The sequence below is a fragment of the Anaerocolumna chitinilytica genome (genome assembly GCF_014218355.1).
GTDB classification, from domain to species: Bacteria; Bacillota; Clostridia; order Lachnospirales; family Lachnospiraceae; genus Anaerocolumna; species Anaerocolumna chitinilytica.
Genome location: NZ_AP023368.1, coordinates 516,918 through 535,673, shown reverse-complemented (window position 1 = coordinate 535,673; position 18,756 = coordinate 516,918). Strand labels below are relative to the sequence as shown.

General features: G+C 39.8%; 15 protein-coding genes and 3 tRNA genes. 5 read left to right on the top strand and 13 right to left on the bottom strand.

Translation table 11 applies throughout. The features are described 5' to 3' along the window. Positions 1-5 precede the first annotated feature (5 nt). The 4 genes from clpP to bsdcttw_RS02460 form a co-directional block, all read right to left on the bottom strand. Positions 6-587 carry an ATP-dependent Clp endopeptidase proteolytic subunit ClpP gene (gene clpP, locus bsdcttw_RS02475; protein WP_185257853.1) on the bottom strand — a complete coding sequence of 194 codons (582 nt, stop codon included), beginning with the start codon at positions 585-587 and terminating at the stop codon, positions 6-8. A 32-nt stretch (positions 588-619) separates the two neighbouring features. Next, positions 620-1,909 (bottom strand): trigger factor, encoded by a 1,290-nt coding sequence (gene tig / locus bsdcttw_RS02470; RefSeq protein WP_185257852.1) that lies wholly within the window; start codon positions 1,907-1,909, stop codon positions 620-622. A gap of 178 nt (positions 1,910-2,087) precedes the next feature. Next, on the bottom strand, positions 2,088-3,434 hold the full coding sequence (glmM, locus tag bsdcttw_RS02465; protein ID WP_185257851.1) for a phosphoglucosamine mutase: 1,347 nt from the start codon (positions 3,432-3,434) through the stop codon (positions 2,088-2,090). Positions 3,435-3,825: 391 nt separating this feature from the next. After that, a complete protein-coding gene (locus bsdcttw_RS02460) occupies positions 3,826-4,050 on the bottom strand; it encodes an alpha/beta-type small acid-soluble spore protein (protein WP_185257850.1) in 225 nt (74 codons plus the stop codon). Positions 4,051-4,426: 376 nt separating this feature from the next. Here bsdcttw_RS02460 and bsdcttw_RS02455 point away from each other — a divergent pair, with 376 nt between their 5' ends. After that, positions 4,427-5,737, top strand: a complete 1,311-nt coding sequence (locus bsdcttw_RS02455; protein WP_185257849.1) for an alanine/glycine:cation symporter family protein — start codon at positions 4,427-4,429, stop codon at positions 5,735-5,737. Here bsdcttw_RS02455 and bsdcttw_RS02450 read toward each other — a convergent pair. Continuing rightward, positions 5,721-6,263 carry a DJ-1 family glyoxalase III gene (locus bsdcttw_RS02450; protein WP_185257848.1) on the bottom strand — a complete coding sequence of 181 codons (543 nt, stop codon included), beginning with the start codon at positions 6,261-6,263 and terminating at the stop codon, positions 5,721-5,723. The genes bsdcttw_RS02455 and bsdcttw_RS02450 overlap by 17 nt on opposite strands. A 275-nt stretch (positions 6,264-6,538) precedes the next feature. Here bsdcttw_RS02450 and bsdcttw_RS02445 point away from each other — a divergent pair, with 275 nt between their 5' ends. Beyond that, positions 6,539-7,591 (top strand): D-alanine--D-alanine ligase family protein, encoded by a 1,053-nt coding sequence (locus bsdcttw_RS02445; protein ID WP_185257847.1) that lies wholly within the window; start codon positions 6,539-6,541, stop codon positions 7,589-7,591. Positions 7,592-7,776: 185 nt separating this feature from the next. Then, the gene (locus bsdcttw_RS02440) at positions 7,777-8,619 is read left to right on the top strand and encodes a CPBP family intramembrane glutamic endopeptidase (protein ID WP_185257846.1); all 843 of its coding nucleotides are present in this window, start codon (positions 7,777-7,779) and stop codon (positions 8,617-8,619) included. Positions 8,620-8,723: 104 nt separating this feature from the next. On the opposite strand, the gene bsdcttw_RS02435 is transcribed toward bsdcttw_RS02440, so the two are convergent. The 5 genes from bsdcttw_RS02435 to bsdcttw_RS02415 form a co-directional block, all read right to left on the bottom strand. After that, entirely contained in the window at positions 8,724-9,704 is a 981-nt protein-coding gene (locus tag bsdcttw_RS02435; RefSeq protein ID WP_185257845.1) for an ABC transporter permease, read from the bottom strand. Between the two features lies 1 nt (position 9,705). Then, the gene (locus tag bsdcttw_RS02430; protein ID WP_185257844.1) at positions 9,706-10,812 is read right to left on the bottom strand and encodes an ABC transporter permease; all 1,107 of its coding nucleotides are present in this window, start codon (positions 10,810-10,812) and stop codon (positions 9,706-9,708) included. Then, positions 10,790-12,343, bottom strand: a complete 1,554-nt coding sequence (locus tag bsdcttw_RS02425; protein ID WP_185257843.1) for an ABC transporter ATP-binding protein — start codon at positions 12,341-12,343, stop codon at positions 10,790-10,792. Before bsdcttw_RS02425 ends, bsdcttw_RS02430 begins: the two co-directional genes overlap by 23 nt. 101 nt (positions 12,344-12,444) lie before the next feature. Continuing rightward, positions 12,445-13,665, bottom strand: coding sequence for a BMP family ABC transporter substrate-binding protein (locus tag bsdcttw_RS02420; RefSeq protein ID WP_185257842.1), 1,221 nt, complete (start codon positions 13,663-13,665; stop codon positions 12,445-12,447). A gap of 254 nt (positions 13,666-13,919) precedes the next feature. Next, on the bottom strand, positions 13,920-15,218 hold the full coding sequence (locus bsdcttw_RS02415) for a PLP-dependent aminotransferase family protein (RefSeq protein ID WP_185257841.1): 1,299 nt from the start codon (positions 15,216-15,218) through the stop codon (positions 13,920-13,922). Between the two features lie 371 nt (positions 15,219-15,589). Between bsdcttw_RS02415 and bsdcttw_RS02410 the strand changes: the two genes are divergently transcribed. Both bsdcttw_RS02410 and bsdcttw_RS02405 read left to right on the top strand, forming a co-directional pair. Further along, positions 15,590-16,933: a glycosyltransferase family 2 protein gene (locus tag bsdcttw_RS02410; protein ID WP_185257840.1), complete on the top strand. Its 1,344-nt coding sequence runs from the start codon at positions 15,590-15,592 to the stop codon at positions 16,931-16,933. Positions 16,934-17,053: 120 nt separating this feature from the next. After that, a complete protein-coding gene (locus bsdcttw_RS02405; RefSeq protein ID WP_185255255.1) occupies positions 17,054-18,229 on the top strand; it encodes an ISL3 family transposase in 1,176 nt (391 codons plus the stop codon). A 230-nt stretch (positions 18,230-18,459) separates the two neighbouring features. Here the strand turns inward: bsdcttw_RS02405 and bsdcttw_RS02400 are convergent. The 3 genes from bsdcttw_RS02400 to bsdcttw_RS02390 all read right to left on the bottom strand — a co-directional run bounded on the left by bsdcttw_RS02400 (position 18,460) and on the right by bsdcttw_RS02390 (position 18,755). Then, a tRNA-Leu gene (locus bsdcttw_RS02400) sits at positions 18,460-18,539 on the bottom strand. A gap of 17 nt (positions 18,540-18,556) precedes the next feature. Further along, positions 18,557-18,629 (bottom strand) — tRNA-Lys (locus tag bsdcttw_RS02395). A gap of 54 nt (positions 18,630-18,683) precedes the next feature. Continuing rightward, positions 18,684-18,755: transfer RNA gene (locus bsdcttw_RS02390), tRNA-Gln, on the bottom strand. Position 18,756: the final 1 nt, after the last annotated feature.

Below are 18,756 nucleotides of genomic sequence, written 5' to 3'. Positions count from 1 at the left end.
GATTCTTATCTGCTTACAATTACGTTATCAATCAAGCCGTAAGCTTTTGCCTCTTCCGCTGTCATGTAGTAATCTCTTTCCGTATCAATTTCAATAACTTCCAGAGGCTTTCCTGTGTTGGCTGCCAGGATTTCATTGAGTTTTTTCTTCGTCTTTAAGATATTCTCTGCTACGATTTTGATATCGGTAGCCTGGCCCTTGGCTCCGCCGGAGGGCTGATGAATCATAACTTCTGCATTAGGCATTGCAAATCTCTTGCCTTTTGCACCGCCAGCTAAAAGGAATGCTCCCATACTGGCTGCCATACCGATACAATAAGTAGATACATCACACTTAATATAATTCATAGTATCATATATCGCCATACCGGCAGTTACAGAACCACCAGGGCTGTTGATGTATAAATGAATGTCCTTTCCGGGATCTTCGGACTCAAGGAAAAGTAACTGGGCAACAATAACGCTTGCTGATACATCACTTACTTCCTCTCCCAAAAAGATAATTCTTTCTTTTAATAATCTGGAATAAATGTCGTAGGATCTTTCACCGCGGCTTGTCTGTTCAATGACATAAGGTACTAAACTCATAGTTCGCTCCTATCTGCGTGCTTTAGCACACTTTATTTTGCTGCTACGGCTGTCTCTCCAATCAGATCAACTGCTTTTTGAACAGCCATATCCATAATAATTTGTTCTTTTTCTTTTTCTCCGATTAATGCCTTTAACTTATCAGCTTCCATCTTATAATTCTCTGCCATGGTAGCTACTTCTTTTTCATAATCTTCATCGGCTATGGTAATACCTTCAGCCTTTACAACAGCTTCTAATACCAATCTTACCTGAATAGTCTTTAATGCCTGAGGACGCATCTGCTCTAATAACTGCTCTGCGTTGGTTCCTGTAAACTGGAAATACTGCTCGATAGTAAGTCCCTGGGATTGTACTCTCTGTGAAAAATCTTCTGCCATCTGTCTAACCTGTGTCTCGATCATAGCTTCAGGGATTTCCATTGTAGCATTCTCAACTACTTTATCAATAGCTGCATCTTCTGTTGCTCTCTTGGTATCTTTTTCTTTCTTTTCTTTTAATTTTGCCTCGATATCAGATTTGTATTCAGCTAAAGTATCGAATTCGGATACATCCTGTGCAAAATCGTCATCTGCTGCAGGTAATTCCTTTGCTTTGATTTCTTTTACGGTAACCTTAAATAAAGCAGGCTTTCCTGCAAGTTCTTTTGCATGATATTCTTCGGGGAAGGTTACATTAACTTCAACTTCTTCTCCGATGTTCTTACCGATTAACTGCTCCTCAAAAGTATCAATGAAGGAATGAGAACCGATAGTCAGGGAATAATCCTCTGCCTTACCGCCTTCAAAAGGAACGCCATCTACAAATCCTTCAAAATTAATTACTGTATCATCCTTATCCTGCACAGCTCTGTCTGTTACAGTGATAATTCTTGCATTCTGCTCTCTTACTTTATCAAGTTCTGCTGTAATATCCTCTTCGGTTACTTCAGCGGAAGGAACCTCTACTGCAATTCCTTTGTACTCGCCAAGTGTAACTTCAGGTTTTACTGCTACTTCTGCAGTAAAGATGAATGCCTTGCCTTTTTCAATCTGTGTTACTTCAATTTCAGGTCTTGAAACCAAAGTTAATCCGCACTCATCTGCTGCTTTTTCGTAAGCTTCAGGAATAATCAGATTAGCTGCGTCCTCATAGAAAACGTTTGCTCCATACATCTTCTCTATAAAAGCACGAGGTGCTTTACCTTTACGGAAGCCCTGGATGTTGAATTTTCCTTTATTTTTGGCATAAGCTTTCTCGATAGCTGCATCAAACTGTTCTGCTGCAGTCTCTACAGTAAGCTTAACCATATTCTTCTCTAACTTCTCTACCTGTAAACTCATTTAAAATTTCCTCCTTAAAATATGTGAAACTATAAACGCTATAACACGCAATTGTATAACTTCCCATTTTGACGTTTTGACATTAGTATATTATATCATAACCATTCTGTAAATACCATATTTTTTTAATTGTGCAAAATCGGCTTCAAATCGGTCATGAGATGGGTCCGAACGTATATTATTTTGCCGTGTGCCCTTTCTGTTTCAGTTTCTCAAGAACCAGATTAACATATTTCTCACAAATATCCAGTGTAGATGCTTCAACCATTACACGAAGCACTGGTTCTGTTCCGCTTTCTCTGACAAGGATACGGCCGTTGCTACCAAGTTCTCCGGTAACTTCTTCAATAATTTTTACTACATCAGTATCTTCTCTGGCTGTTTTTTTATCCTTTACCCGAACATTTTTTAGAACCTGGGGATATATCTGCACTTCTTTGATAAGTTCGGAAAGTTTCAGCTTTGTTTCCAGAATAACTTCCATTATTTTAAGGGAAGTCAGGATTCCATCTCCCGTAGTGGCGTGCTTGCTAAAGATAATATGTCCGGACTGTTCACCTCCGATGGAATGACCGTTTTCCATCATATTCTCATAAACATATTTATCTCCGACAGCTGTTTTCTCATATGCAATGCCTTTTTCCTCCAAGGCCTTATATAATCCCAGATTACTCATGATGGTGGTTACAACGGTGTTGTTATTTAGTTCATTCCTTTTCTTCATATAGACTGAGCAAATATAAAGAATCAAGTCACCATCTATAATATTACCTTTATCATCTACGGCTAAACATCTGTCCGCATCACCGTCATATGCAAAACCTACATCCAGATTATTCTCCAGCACGAACTTCTGTAGTGCTTCCATATGGGTGGAACCACAGCCTTCATTAATATTCGTTCCGTTTGGCTCGTTATTTATTACATAAGTTTTTGCTCCTAAAGCATCAAATACCACTTTCGCAAGACTGGAAGCTGAACCATTGGCACAATCCAGACCAACCTTCATATTTTTGAAAGAATTAGGCACCAGGGAAATAAGATAGCCGATGTAGCGGTTTCTTCCTATTACATAGTCCGTCGTTCTGCCGATATTCTCTTTTGTAGCGTAGGGAAGCTCTTCTCCTTTACCGTCTATGTAGTTCTCTATTAGTTCTTCCACTTCATTCTCTAACTTGTAACCGCTGCCATTAATCACTTTTATACCATTATCGTAATAAGGATTATGACTGGCCGAAATCATAATTCCACAGTCAAAGTCTTCGCTTCTTACCGCATAGGATATGCTGGGTGTACTGGTTACATGCAGCAAATATACATCTGCGCCGCTGGCTGTCAGACCTGCTACCAAAGAATATTCAAACATATAACTGGAACGCCTGGTATCTTTTCCGATTACAACTCTAGCCCTGTGCTCTTTGCTAAAATAATGTCCAAGAAATCTTCCTACCTTATATGCGTGTTCCACTGTTAAATCAACATTTGCTTCTCCTCTGAATCCGTCTGTACCAAAATATTTGCCCATAAATATACCTGTAACTGGCTATCCATCTGCCGGTTATCCTTTCTTTCTATTATTCTTTCTATGTACTTTTATTGGTAAGCCCGCAATCTATTAAGAATGCTGACTGGTATAAGCGTGGTTTATTGCAGTTCAAAAACGATTGTAACATAAGCAACTTATGAGTGCAACCCATTAAAGCCTTTATTCCAATATATGTGAATGCATTTGTCCCGGTTCTTTGCAGGAAAAAACGTATAGAAATAAAAAAACATCATCTTATATTTATGACTGGCCGCTTACAGAAAGGGGTTGGTCATATATATTAGATGATGTTTTATACGCCAGTCATATGGCAGCTATAAGGCATCTGTCTTATAGTTTAAGCTGACGTTACGTCTTTTATTTCAAAAAATTAAAAAGAACTGGACTGACCAGACATGGATTCTTCCTGTCTCTTGATCATACGTCTAACCATTTCTCCGCCTACAGAACCGTTCTGAGCGCTTGTTAAATCTCCGTTGTAACCTTGTTTTAAAGGTACTCCAATTTCAGAAGCAACCTCCATTTTAAATCTGTCAAGTGCTTCTCTAGCCTGAGGAACTTCTGTTCTGTTTGATCCGCTATTGTTACTTGCCATAAATTTCACCTCCGAAGAATTGTTTAATATTCAGGAATCTTTGTTCCTGTTTTGCCGACAACCGACTCTATTGAATCAGTTATCGTAATATTATTGTTATCAATATTTCAAAAATTATTATGGTAAGTTATGGTATGGAGATTTTTTTTGATTCTTTTTTTTCATCTTGTTTTTGTTTGACCGTTCAGTCTGCCCTAGAATATTTGACTTAGTTTAACTTCTTGGTATAACAGTTGTTTTCTGATTAGTTTAATTGTTTGCTTTAACAACTTAATTTCCGCTTCGTTTACTGCTTCGTTTAACTGCTTGATTTAGTCATACTTAATGTCCAAATATGCGCATATACTATAGAAATCACAACGAATGGTAGCTTCTCATGGAACATATTTTATTATTGATTAAAAGTCTGAACCGCCTGCTATGGAACGGTCCAATGCTGTATCTCCTGATTGCAACCCATCTTTTTTTGACCTTTCGCCTGAAATTTATTCAAAAAAAGATCTTTAAAGGAATACGCCTGTCAACGAAGTCCTCGGAGGATACCAAGGGGCAGACCAGCAGTTTCGCCGCTCTTACAACCACCCTTGCTGCTACCTTAGGTATTGGAAATATCGTTGGTGTTTCCACCGCTGTTGCCATGGGAGGTCCTGGTGCAATCCTTTGGCTTTGGATTACCGGTATTCTTGGTATGGCAACAACCTACGGTGAATGTTATCTTGGTATCCGTTACCGCACCCTTGCAAAGGATGGCACCTACTCCGGCGGTCCCATGTACGTTCTGGAACATGGGCTTAAATCGAAGCCAATGGCAGTTGTATATGCCCTTTTAACCCTCTGTGCCTCATATGGTGTAGGATGCTCAACACAGTCCAACTCCATCACCAATGTTACCTCTTCCCTTTGGGGTTTCTCCCCTTATGTCATAGGAATTATTGCTGCCGTCCTCACCGGTCTTGTGATTCTCGGCGGTATTGAATCCATCGGAAACCTATGCAAAAAGCTGGTTCCGGCCATGGGATTCTTTTACATAGCGGCTTGTATGGTTCTGGTAGTGATGAATTATGAGTATATTCTTCCTGCTATATCCCTGATATGCCGTTCCGCTTTTCTGCCCAGTGCTATGGTCGGGGGATTTGTCGGAAGTACCATAAAAACAGCTGCCAGGTATGGAGTCGCCAGGGGACTCTTTACCAATGAAGCCGGCATTGGTACTGCTGCCATAGCTGCTGCCAGCGCAAAAACGGATAATCCTCATACCCAGGCCCTTGTATCCATGAGCGCTACCTTTTGGGATACTGTAGTTATGTGCGGAATTACCGGAATAGTAATTGTTTCAAATATCCTTAAGAACCCTGCTTCTGTAAAAGATATTCCTGCCTCCGACCTAACCACCGCCGCTTTCATGCAGCTTCCTTACGGACAATATATTCTGGGATTTGCCATCGTTGCATTTGCCATGGCTACTCTCATAGGCTGGTCCTATTTCGGTGAAAGAGCCGTCGTTTACCTTTTCGGTAGAGATGGTATTGCAACCTATAAATTATTCTATATTCTTATGATATTCGGCGGTGCTGTTTTATCCCTGGATTTCGTCTGGGAACTTTCCGACCTGATCAATGCCCTGATGATACTGCCAAACGTCCTAACCCTTTGGATACTGCGAAAGGAAATTAAAGGTACTGAATAGTCTTTCCTATCTTCTCTGCTGTTTCGTAATTTGCAAGAAAACGAATAATTTCAAGCGAGAAATCTATAGCAGTTCCCATTCCTTTTCCGGTAATAATATTTCCATCTGTAACCGCTCGCGCAGCCGTAGCTTTTGCTCCCAGCAGTTTATCCTCGTAGCCCGGAAAGCAGGTTACTTCCTTCCCTTTTAGTAATCCATTCTCCCCCAGAATACTGGGTGCTGCACATATGGCTGCCAGAGCCTTGTCCTCCCTTTTGAACTTCTTCAGAAGCTCAATAAGTTCATTATGAGCTGCCAGATTCTTAGTTCCCGGCATACCGCCCGGAAGCACTAACAGTTCTGCATCTGCGTAATCGTAGTCTTCAAACAACCCGTCGGCTTCCACTTTAATACCGTGGGAGCCGGCTACCATTAATTCTCCGGTTATTGAAACTGTGGTAATCTTAATCTCTGCACGGCGTAATAAATCAACCACTGTCAGTCCTTCAATTTCTTCAAATCCGTCTGCTAAAAATAAATAAACCATAAAATATCCTCTCTTTCCTTTCAAATTCTATTATCTATACGTTAATTTTATTATCTCTATTAACAATCTTCTACTGAGTCTTATTATACCAGAAATTAGCCGAAAGAAAACATTTCTTTATAGCACTAAATGAAAACTACAAAGCATTATATGGCTATTACTGCGAATTTTTTCTGAATATAATATGGAAGAAAGTTCAAAGTTCAAGTTGAGCAGAACAAAAGTAAGATAGAAAAGTGAAATAAAATGTGCATTAGAAAGGGCGGATTATTCGTATGAAAATTGTAATATTAGCAGGTGGGCTCAGCCCTGAAAGAGATGTATCCTTATCCTCCGGCAGTTTAATTGCCAACGCTTTAATGGCTTCAGGCCATGCCGTGGTATTAGCAGATGTTTATGAAGGTGTAAAAACAGATGAGAATAACCTCTCCGGTCTATTCATAACAAAAGAAGATAATCATCTATTTAGTTACCAAATACCTGATACCGTACCGGATCTGGAAGCACTTGTTGCTAAGAATAACGGCAGAAAAGAATTAATCGGAGAAAATATATTATCTTTATGTAAAATGGCAGATGTGGTATTTATAGCTCTTCACGGATCTATGGGAGAAAACGGACAATTACAGGCAGTACTTGACTGTAATGGTATCTCTTATACCGGTACTGGTTATACCGGCTGTTTACTTGCTATGGATAAAGATATTACCAAAAGATTATTGTGTCATGCAGGTATTCCCACTGCTCCTTGGATAATAGAAGAAGCCGAGGAGATTACTCCTGAAAAGATTACAGATACCATAGGATTTCCCTGTGTCATCAAACCGGTAGGTAACGGTTCCAGCATCGGTGTATCTTTAGTTTATGACCCGGAGGTACTGACTGCCTCCCTAAATCTCGCTGCCGATAAGCTCTCATCCTTTGGCTCAAAAAGAATAATTGCGGAAAAGTTAATTAAGGGAAGAGAATTCTCCGTCGGCATTCTGGAGGACAGGGCGCTCCCGGTCATTGAAATCATCCCCAAGGAAGGCTTCTATGACTATAAGAACAAATACCAACAGGGACTTACCACCGAATCCTGCCCAGCTGCTCTTTCCGAAGTTCTCACAGAAAAAGTCCAGTCCCTCGCACTTGCGGTGCACAAAACCCTGCATCTTGGAAGCTATTCCAGAATAGACTTTATTCTTAATGAAGAAAATGAATTCTTCTGCCTGGAGGCCAACACTCTCCCCGGTATGACTCCGGTAAGCCTGCTCCCGCAGGAAGCCAAAGCTGCCGGAATCACTTATGAAGCACTTTGCGAGAAAATAGCACTATTGGCTTATTAACTACTTTTGTACACTTTTCTAACCTAATAATAATGAAGAAGATAATAGGGTCCCAGAAAAATATACTCCTACTTTCGTATTCTTTCGCAAGTCGAAACATCAGAAATCATGTTGACAGCTCCTTAATACTAGTGTATTATATTAATAGTGCACTAGTATTATATTCTAATGGAGAAAAAAAGTATATGAATATTTACACTAAAAAGATAGTTTTATTTATATGTCTGGTAACCCTGTTTAGCTTACCAATTTATATCGCTGTAATAGGCTTTAAAGCAGAACATTCATTTTTAGCAATCTTTCTGATGTGGACACCTGCTTTATCAGCGATTATTACAAAGCTTCTATTTGATAAAAACCTATCAGGAATGGGATGGGCAGCAGGTAAACTGCTATACCTGCCGTTAAGTTTATTTATTCCGATTCTTTCATGTATCGTTTTGTATGCTTTTGTTTGGTGGACCGGCTTAGGAGGCCTTGATCCTGCAATCCTTTTGAATGGGGAAAGTATACCATCATTTTCACTCAATATGCTTGTTTCCCTGCTTATATCGTTTTTTCTGGCTGCTGGTGAGGAAATCGGCTGGAGAGGTTTTCTGGTCCCTGAATTACTTAAAAAGTTCTCTTATGTAAAAGCTTCTTTACTGATAGCAATCATTTGGAATCTTTACCATTACCCGCTTATTCTATTTAGTGATTATAACAATGGAATTTCCAAACTGTTATCTCTGGTATTTTTTACAATCATGGTTACCTCCATATGCTTTTTAACTACCTATATACGGAGCAAATCCGGCAGTTTGTGGACAGGAGTTATTTTTCATGCCAGTCACAACTTTTTTGTTCAGGTAATATTCGATCCGCTCACCATAGATTATGGTCGAACCAAGCTTTATACCACCGAATTCGGCATAGGTCTTGCTTTAATCTATTCTCTCGCTGCTCTATATTGTATCACAAATAAACGTAAACTTAACCTTCAGCATTATAGTTTAAAGACCTGTAACGAGCCCAAAATGACAGACTAGAGTTATCGCAAAAAGAACAGGATTCGAATCCACTATAGGTTTCGAACCCTGTTCTTTATTACGGTTATATAGCTACTGTGCTTACCAAAGCTTATTCTTTAACTTTATCTTTCTTCCCTGAAATACGCCTCTCCAAGGCTTGCCGGCGGCTGATTTTCATGTTTGTTGCGTTTACTGGACAGAATTAACACAATGATGGTAACCACATAAGGAATCATTTTGCAAAGTTCTTGAGTTGCTCTTGTTAAACCGGGCAAATAAATATAGAGAATATAGAGTCCTCCAAAGAGGAAGGAACCCCATATGGCATTCACCGGCTTCCAAAGAGCCAGGATAACCAGCGCAATAGCAAGCCATCCTCTGTCACCAAAGCCATTGTTATTCCAAGTTCCGCCAAGGTATTCCATTACAAAGTATAATCCGCCAAGGCCAGCTATCGCGGCACCGCTAATGGTTGCAGTATATTTGTATCTGGATACGTTAATGCCGGCTGCATCTGCTGCTCCGGGGTCTTCTCCGATTGCCCGAAGATTAAGTCCCTTTCTGGTTTTCATTAAGAAAAATGCCAGAAATACAGCAATAGCAATGGAAAGGTAGGTTAAAAAGCCATAGGAGAACAACAGGTCTCCGACTACAGGAATCTTAGATAACCCCGGTATTCTGGCACGATAAGCAGAAGCTGTGGTCTTAACGGATATCTGGCCTACTCCTCCGGCTAATTTTGATATGGAACCGCCGAAGAAATTACCAAAGCCCACACCAAAGGTTGTAAGGGCAAGGCCGACAACATTCTGGTTGGCACGAAGAGTTATGGTCAAAACACTATAAATCAGTCCGCCAAAGGCAGATGCCAGCAAGGATACCAATAGTGATATGATAAGCCCGATGAATGCGTTGGGCTGATTGGTAGATTTCTCATAAAAGAAAGCCGCCATCAAGCCGGCGATACCGCCCATATACATAATTCCAGGTATACCAAGATTTAAGTTACCGGACTTTTCTGTTACAATCTCACCGGAAGCACCGAAGAGAATACTGATTCCCTGACTGATTGCATTTTGAAGAAATGTTAATAACAATGTCATACTACTGTGCCTCCTTTTTCAATTTACGGAATTCCAGTTTATAGTTTATAAAGAACTCACATCCTATCAGGAAGAATAACAGAATACCGGTTATAATATCCGATGCATTCTGATTCAACCCATATTGGGAAGCTATCTGCACAGAGCCCTGCTGCATAAATACCAGGAAGGCAGATACAAAAAGCATGGCAATGGGATTAAACTTAGACATCCAGGCAACAATGATTGCTGTAAAGCCTCTTCCGCCTGCCGTACTGGTGGATATGGTATGGCTGGCACCGCTTACAATAATACTTCCTGCCAAACCGCAGATTCCACCGGAAATCAACATTGTACGGATAATAACTTTTTTAACATTAATACCTGCATACATAGCTGTGTTCTGACTTTCTCCGACTACTGCAATTTCATATCCCTGCTTACTATGTCTCATATAGAGATACACTGCCACTGTCATAATAAGTACGATAATAACATTTAAACCATACTGCAGACCGAAAACATTGCCAAACCAGCCCTGTCTGGTAGCACCGTTGATAATACCAACAGTATTGGAGCCGGTAGGGTTCTCCCAGAAAACAATGCAGAAGGTTACGATCTGCATCGCTACATAATTCAGCATCAGTGTAAATAACGTTTCGTTGGTGTTGTAATATGCTTTGAATACAGCAGGAAGGAGTCCCCACAGCATTCCGGCAATACTGCTCACTGCAAATATAACCAAAAGCAAAAGCCAGTTAGGCATAACATCTCCAAAATAGATCATCATAGCTGCCGTTGCCGCACCGCCCATTAAAATCTGTCCTTCTGCACCGATATTCCAGAATCTCATCTTAAAGGCCGGTGTAAGTCCTACTGCTATGATTAGAAGGGTCATGGTCTCACGTACGGTAACCCATAACCGGCGTTTTCTGCCTATTGCTCCATCTATAATTCCAAGATATACCTGAATGGGATTGTCATTGGTTATTGCTACAATAACAAGGGCGCATACAATCAGGGACAGGATGATAGCAATTCCTCTGATTGTCCAGGCTTTTTTCTTGGAAATGCCATCCCTTTTGGTCATCTGTATAAATACATCTCTATTTGCTGCTTCTCTGCTCATGTTTATGTACCCCCTTTCTATCCGATGTCATCATAAGTCCGAGTTCTTCCTTGGTTGCTTTTCTTGCATCCACAACACCGGATACTCTTCCGCCATTCAGTACAAGTATTTTGTCACACAAATCCAGCAATACATCCAAGTCCTCGCCTACACAGATTACGGCAACTCCTTTTTCCTTCTGTTCATTAAGCAGATTATAAATGGTATAGGAGGAATTAATATCAAGTCCTCTTACGGGATAAGCTACCATAAGGACCGTAGGATTGGATGCAATTTCACGGCCGACTAATACCTTTTGCACATTTCCGCCTGAAAGGTGTCTTACAGGGGTATCCACTCCGGGAGTTACAACATCAAGCTTCTCCACAATACTGCTTGCAAGATTCTTCGGTTTTTTGCGGTCTACAAAGAAATGCTTTCCATCTTTGTAACTTCTGAGCATCATATTATCCGTTAGATCCATGGAACCTACTAATCCCATTCCTAACCTGTCCTCCGGAACAAAGGACAGATGGATCTTTAGATCCCTGATATCTGCAGCCTTCATATCAGAGATCTTATTGGTACTGCCATCCGGTGCATAGTATAAGATCTCCCCGCTCTCGATGTTCTGAAGTCCTGCTATTGCTTCCAAAAGTTCCTTTTGTCCGCTTCCGGCAATGCCGGCAATGCCTAAAATCTCACCACTGTACGCCTGAAAAGAAGCTTCCTTTAAGACTTTAAGTCCTTCTCTGTTTCTACAGGTTATGCCTCTCATCTCAATCCGTTTTTCTGTGTTAGAAGGTTCTGTACGATCAATATCTAACTTAACCTTTTCTCCTACCATCATCTCTGTTAAAGAAGATGCGGTTGCTTCTGAAGTATTTACTGTATCGATATATTTACCTTTTCTTAGAACAGTAACACGGTCAGAAAGCTCCAATACTTCATTTAACTTATGGGTAATGATAATAATAGATTTTCCAGCTTTTCTCATATTACGAAGCACATCAAAGAGCTTCTTTGTTTCCTGGGGAGTTAACACAGCCGTAGGTTCATCCAATATCAGGATATCAGCTCCACGATAGAGTACTTTTACAATCTCAACAGTCTGCTTCTGGGATACAGACATATCATAGATTTTTTGTGACGGATTCAGATCAAAGCCATACTGGGAGGTAAGCTTATTAATCTCTTCATGCACCTGATGCATCTTTAAGGTTTTACTGCCCTGTAAGCCTAATATAATATTTTCCGCAGCTGTCAGGATATCAATCAGTTTAAAATGCTGATGAATCATACCGATTCCTAATGCAAAGGAATCTTTTGGAGAACGTATGGTTACTTCTTTTCCGTTAATAAATATCTGGCCTTCATCGGGAAAATAAATCCCGGAAAGCATATTCATAAGCGTGGTTTTTCCGCTGCCGTTTTCTCCTAAGATAGACAATATTTCACCCTTTTTAACGGAGAGATTCACACTGTCATTTGCAATTACTTCGCCAAACCGTTTGGTAACATTTTTTAATTCAATGGCGTTTACCTGTTCCACAAAAAAACCTCCTACACAATAAATTTGCGGAACTGCAAAAAAAGCAGTCCCGCTAAATAGGGCTGTATGCTAAGCCCTGTACTATTTACCAAATAAATAAATTATTTTGTCAATTCGGTAATTCCATCAATTCTTAAATCAAAAGCAGGTGCGGAGATAACTTCTGACTCATGAAAATATCCATCGGAAACATATGCGGAATACTTAGAGAAATCAGCGCTGTCTTTGATTAAGTCCTCGATCTTGGAACCTTTCACAGTGAACTTACTGGTATCAAATACCTTAAGGGAACCATCTTTTAAGGATGCTTCTACCTTAGCAACTTCATCAGCAGTTCCGGGAGCAACTACCTTGTCATTCAAAGGAGAGATACCAACTGCTCCGTCTGCATAGCCCTGACTCCAATCAGTTGTAATTGCTGTTCCGTCAATTATTGACTTCACTGCATAAGTATAATAAGGTGCCCAGTTAATAGTGGCAGAGGTTAATGCGGTATTAGGAGCAACAGAAGTCATATCAACATTGTAACCAACGCAAGGAACTTTTGCTTCTTCACAGGCAGTCGGAGCACCGGTGGTATCAGCATGCTGGCTGATTAATACACAGTTATCAGCAATCAGCTGTTTTGCAACTTCATTTTCAGTTGCCATATCACCCCAGCTGTTGGTATATTTTACTTCCATTGTAACGGAAGGAACAACACTCTTAGCGCCAAGGTAAAAAGCGGTATAACCGGATACTACTTCTGCATAAGGATAAGCGCCGACATAGCCCATCTTAGCCTGGTCTTCTGTAATGGTTCCGTTTTTAATCATGTCCTGTAACTTAAGGCCTGCTACCACACCGGATACATAACGGGATTCATAAACTGCTGTAAAGTAGTTATGCATATTTGCAAGTTTTGAGGACTTAGCCTGATAACCGGTAGCATGACAGAACTGAACATTCGGGTAATCAGCTGCTGCCTGCATTAAGTATGTCTCGTGTCCAAAGCTGTTGGCAAATATGATGTTGCAGCCCTGATCTGCCAGATCCACTGCAGCGTCATAACAAGCTTCATCTTCACCGATATTCGTTTTCTCTATAACCTGGTCCTTTGATAAACCAAGATTTTCTATCATAGCCTTAATACCAGCCATATGAGCTGCTGTATAGCCTTCATTCTCATCACCAATGTAGATAATACCTACTTTGATTTTAGACTTATCAATACCCTTTGCTGTCTCTGATGAAGATCCGGAGCTTTTGTCAGCTTTACCGCATCCAGTCATCATTCCGACTACCATTGCCATTACCAGCAATAATGTAACCACTTTTTTCATAAAAAAATCCTCCTGAGAAATTTGTAGTGTCCATAGGCTTGATTTCAACGCTTGTCCTATAGAACAATATTTAGGGAACTTGTCCGTTGCATGATTTTTATTCACACAACAAAATTTATAACATGATGCCAGAAGCATATGTATCAGAAGAAAGGTAAATCCTGTATTCCCATAAAGAAGAGAGTTGAATGTATTAGAAATACATACAACTCCCTCCTTTGGGATATTGTTGAACCATAATCTGAAGGAGTATTCTATGCTCTTTCCTCGAGCATAGCCAGGTATTTATCGGCACTAACAAGCTTAACACATAGTGTAAACAGCTCCATGGCAGTCTTTAGATCCTTATCCGGAGGAAAAGAAGGTGCAATACGTATATTACTGTCATGGGGGTCCTTTCCATATGGATAAGTCGCCCCTGCAGAAGTTAACTTTACTCCTGCCTTTTGAGCCCTCTCTACTACTGCTTTCGCACAACCATCTATTGTGTCAAAGGAAATGAAATATCCACCCTTGGGTTTATACCATGTACCTATCTCAAGCCCGTTAAGCTCTGTTTCCAAAATGTTCAGCACTGCTTCGAATTTTGGTCTTAAAATATCCGCGTGTTTCTTCATATGGCTGATAATACCATTAATATCTTTATAGTATCTGACATGGCGCAATTGGTTTACTTTATCATGGCCAATGGTCTGAATTCCTAATTGTTTCTTAATATCTACCAGATTGTTGGGTGAGGTTGCTATGGCAGCAACACCGGAACCTGGGAAGCTTATCTTTGAAGTAGAGGAAAATTTATATACTATATCCGGATTACCGGCTTTTTTGCATTCCTCTAAGATTTCTAAGATATTGTCCTGCTCATCCTCGTATAAATGATGCATGCTATAGGCGTTATCCCAGTAAATGCGAAAATCCTTCGCAGCAGGCTTTAGCCTGGCAAATCGCTTCACCACACTGTCAGAATAAGTAATCCCCTGTGGATTAGAGTACTTTGGCACACACCAGATACCCTTTACTGCCTCATCCTCAGACACATACTTCTCCACCAGATCCATATCCGGACCTTCAGCCGTCATGGGTATATTAATCATCTCTATTCCAAAGTATTCCGTAATTGCAAAATGCCTGTCATAACCAGGCACGGGACATAAGAACTTCACTTTTTCCAGCTTGCACCAGGGGGTGCTGCCCATAACACCATGAGTCATGGATCTGGAAATAGCATCATACATAATATTTAAACTGGAGTTACCATATATAATCAGATTCTCAGCCGGAACCTCTATCATATCACCAATAAGTTTTTTTGCCTCAGGAAGACCATCAAGAATTCCGTAATTACGGCAATCCATCCCGTCATCACAGGTAAGGTCGGAGGAACTATTTAAAATATCCATCAAATCCATGGAAATATCTAACTGCTCTATGCAAGGCTTGCCTCTTGACATATCAAGACTTAAATTAAGTCCTCTCATTGCTTTATACTGTTTCTTTAAATTGTCTCTTAACTCCAGTAATTCTTCTCTGGACATCTCTTTGTAAGGTTTCAAGAGAGTTACCTCCTTTGCACTGTCATTTGTGTCAGTCTATCACAAAATATCTTCTCATGCAATGGAAAACACGCTGTTTTTACTGCTTTTCGCAAAATATTTTTAATTTTTATTCATGCTTATGCTTATTTATAAGAGGCATTTATGGCACTTATATTGACAGCTTATTTGTACTGTAAATATGTTCCTAATGAAGATTTTTCTTACTGTTATTTCTTGTTAAAAATCTTTCTTCCTGTACTACTTTAAACTCCAATGGAATACCGATAGAAATGTATAGAAAGAAATGTTATAATGAAATCATCCTGGAAATTAACAGATATTTCTATTATCTCAGCTATTTAAATATTTTATGAGAAAGGGTAATTATTATGGGGGAACCGCTGGTCAGTATTATTGTACCATTATATAACGGAGAACAAACAATTGAACGCTGTCTAACCAGTATCCGCAATCAGACCTACAAGAATATAGAAGTGCTCGTTGTAAATGATGGGAGCAAAGATCACAGTATGAAGGTTCTTAAGAAATTCCGAGACAGTGATCCACGCTTTCATATACTCAATAAGGGGAATTCAGGTGTAAGTGACAGCCGCAATCTTGGAATAAAGAATGCCCGGGGTAAATATCTGCAATTTGTAGATAGTGATGACTGGATTACCAAGGATGCTACACAGACATTTGTTAGTACTGCTGAAACCTATAATTGTGATATGGTCATAACAGACTATCACCGGGTGGTAAACCACAAAATATATATTAAGGGCCATATACCGGAAGAAGGTCTTGTAAGCCGAAGACAATTTGCAGAATTTATGATGAAAGCACCAGCCAATTTTTATTATGGGGTTATGTGGAATAAATTTTTCCGGACTGACATCATTAAGTCTCATAAGCTAAAATGCAACAGGGATTTAAACTGGTGCGAAGATTTCCTCTTTAATCTTGAATACCTGCAATATGTTAAAGATGTCTATGTGATTAAAACTCCGGTTTATTACTATGTTAAAACCAAAGGCAGCCTTGTAGCGACCCAGGTCAATCTTCGCCAGACGATACGCACAAAAGGTATACTCTTTGATTATTATAAAGATTTGTACAAGAGCATGGATATATATGATGAAAATAAACTTCGCATTCAAATGTTTTATATTGCCGTTGCCAGAGATACCGGGAAACGCAAGAAGACCCCTCCTTCACCGGAAACTACCGAGAAGACAAAAAAGTTTTCATCAAAGAAATCTATATTACATGAGGATGAGGCCGAAAGCTTATTAGCAGTGACAAAAGCCGAGAAAAGAAGGCAGGAGAAAAAAGCTGAGAAGAAAACTTCAGAAATAAAAGCGGAAAAAAAGCTGTTAGAGAAAAAAGCGGAGAAAAAGATCTCAGAGAAAAGGATGGAGAAGAAGCTTTCAGAGGAAAGTACTGAAAAGGAGCTTTCAGAGAAAAAGGCCGAAATAAAATCCTCAGAGAAAGAGACTGGAAAGAAATCCTCAGAGAAAAAGGCTGAAAAGAAAACTTTAGAGAAAAAGGCTGAAAAGAAATCCTCAGAGAAAAAGACCGAAAAGAAATTGCCAGAGAAAAAGACTGAAAAGAAATCGTTAGAAAAAAAGGCTGAAAAGAAATTCTCAGAAAAAAAGGTAGAAAAGAAATTCTCAGAGAAAAAATCAGATAAAAGACAGGAAAAAAACATCCTTGAAAGTCCGGTTCTATAATAAATGTTGGGGTGTGTAAATAAAACACATTCCAACTTTTATTTTTATGTTTTATAATAAAAGAAACCTCCCTCGAAAATGCCGTCTACCAAACAACCACTTTCAAAGGAGGATCTCTCAATGCATTCTAATTGTACCAGAAAACTTTTAGGATTAGAAGATATTTTAATTAAAAATGTAATTCAAGCTGACTCTTTTGTCCGTATTTATATCGAAACAAAGCCATCGACACAGATCTGTCCTCATTGTGGCAAACAGACAAAACGCATTCATGATTACCGCTCTCAGACAATTAAGGACCTCCCATTTCAGCTTAAGCACACTTATTTGGTGTTGAGAAAGAGACGTTATTCCTGTAGTTGCGGGAAAAGGTTCCTCGAGAAATATACTTTTCTCGCTCCTTACAAAAGGCGTACCCTTAGATTGTCTTATAAAATCATCGACCTACTCAGGAATCTACGCAGCATGAAGTCCGTTGCTGTTGATACGAATGTTTCCGTTAGTACCGTTTCCCGGTTATTGGATACCATCAACTACTCCTCCCCTTCTGTTCCTGAGTGCATCTCAATTGATGAGTTTAAAGGTAATACGGATGCTGGAAAGTTCCAGTGTATTCTGGTAGATGCAAAGAAACATCGTATTCTTGATATTCTACCTGACAGAACTCAGAAGCATTTATCCGCCTATTTCCGTACATGGAACCGCACCCAAAGGTATCGAGTGAAGTTCTTTATCTGTGATATGTGGGAACCGTATGTAGACTTGGCGAAAGCCTATTTTCCTAATGCAACTATTATAATTGACAAATATCACTTCATTCGATATGTTACTTGGGCGATTGAAAATGTAAGAAAACGCCTTCAAAAGAAGATGCCTTCGAATTTGCGCAGGTACTACAAGAGAAGCCGGAAGCTGATACTTACAAGATATAATAAACTAAAAGAGGAGAACAAGAAGGCTTGCGATCTGATGCTACTTTATAATGATGATCTGAGGACTGCCCACCGACTTAAGGAATGGTTTTATGAAATCTGCCAGAGCGAGAAGTATAAGTATCAACGGGAAGGATTCTGGGAATGGGTGAAGACAGCTGAAAAATCAGGTATTCCCGAATTTGAAGCCTGTGCGAAGACTTATCGGAATTGGTCACAAGGTATTTTGAATGCCTTTAAGTACAAATATACCAACGGACCTACAGAAGGGTATAATAACAAGATAAAAGTATTAAAAAGGGTATCTTTTGGCATGAAGAATTTCGAGAGGTTCCGTACAAGGATTATACATAGTTCTATCTAAATAAAAAGAAGACGGCAGGAGGTTTATTTCTCATGCCCTAAAACATGGATTATAGACCAGTACATTAAAATAGCTCTAAACTCAGTGATGGAGTGGGATTCAAATGAATCCCACCCCCATCATTGACAAAGAGCCGAAAGTCCAACTGATGAAACTTAATAATACATAAATGTTGAGACTAAAATAGCCAAAAACAATTATGTTTTTGGCTATTTTAATATTTCTTTTAATGCGGATGACAGGACTTGAACCTGCACGGTATCCCACTAGATCCTAAGTCTAGCGCGTCTGCCAATTCCGCCACATCCGCTTAATTTTTATTACCAATGAGACATCCGGGATTCGAACCCGGGACACCTTGATTAAAAGTCAAGTGCTCTACCGACTGAGCTAATATCCCAACTGTTTTTTATCACCTGCGGCAGGTGCCCTCATTTCAGCTAAGAATGGCTGACTGGGCTGGCTGGATTTGAACCAGCGACTGCAGGAGTCAAAGTCCTGTGCCTTACCGCTTGGCGACAGCCCAA

Coding starts and splice junctions, on each gene's coding strand:
- bsdcttw_RS02460 (WP_185257850.1), bottom strand. CDS start 4,050: ATGGCAAGTAACAATAGCGGATCAAACAGAACAGAAGTTCCTCAGGCT.
- clpP (WP_185257853.1), bottom strand. CDS start 587: ATGAGTTTAGTACCTTATGTCATTGAACAGACAAGCCGCGGTGAAAGA.
- bsdcttw_RS02405 (WP_185255255.1), top strand. CDS start 17,054: ATGCATTCTAATTGTACCAGAAAACTTTTAGGATTAGAAGATATTTTA.
- bsdcttw_RS02440 (WP_185257846.1), top strand. CDS start 7,777: ATGAATATTTACACTAAAAAGATAGTTTTATTTATATGTCTGGTAACC.
- bsdcttw_RS02450 (WP_185257848.1), bottom strand. CDS start 6,263: ATGGTTTATTTATTTTTAGCAGACGGATTTGAAGAAATTGAAGGACTG.
- bsdcttw_RS02435 (WP_185257845.1), bottom strand. CDS start 9,704: ATGACATTGTTATTAACATTTCTTCAAAATGCAATCAGTCAGGGAATC.
- bsdcttw_RS02430 (WP_185257844.1), bottom strand. CDS start 10,812: ATGAGCAGAGAAGCAGCAAATAGAGATGTATTTATACAGATGACCAAA.
- glmM (WP_185257851.1), bottom strand. CDS start 3,434: ATGGGCAAATATTTTGGTACAGACGGATTCAGAGGAGAAGCAAATGTT.
- bsdcttw_RS02455 (WP_185257849.1), top strand. CDS start 4,427: ATGGAACATATTTTATTATTGATTAAAAGTCTGAACCGCCTGCTATGG.
- bsdcttw_RS02445 (WP_185257847.1), top strand. CDS start 6,539: ATGAAAATTGTAATATTAGCAGGTGGGCTCAGCCCTGAAAGAGATGTA.
- bsdcttw_RS02410 (WP_185257840.1), top strand. CDS start 15,590: ATGGGGGAACCGCTGGTCAGTATTATTGTACCATTATATAACGGAGAA.
- tig (WP_185257852.1), bottom strand. CDS start 1,909: ATGAGTTTACAGGTAGAGAAGTTAGAGAAGAATATGGTTAAGCTTACT.
- bsdcttw_RS02420 (WP_185257842.1), bottom strand. CDS start 13,665: ATGAAAAAAGTGGTTACATTATTGCTGGTAATGGCAATGGTAGTCGGA.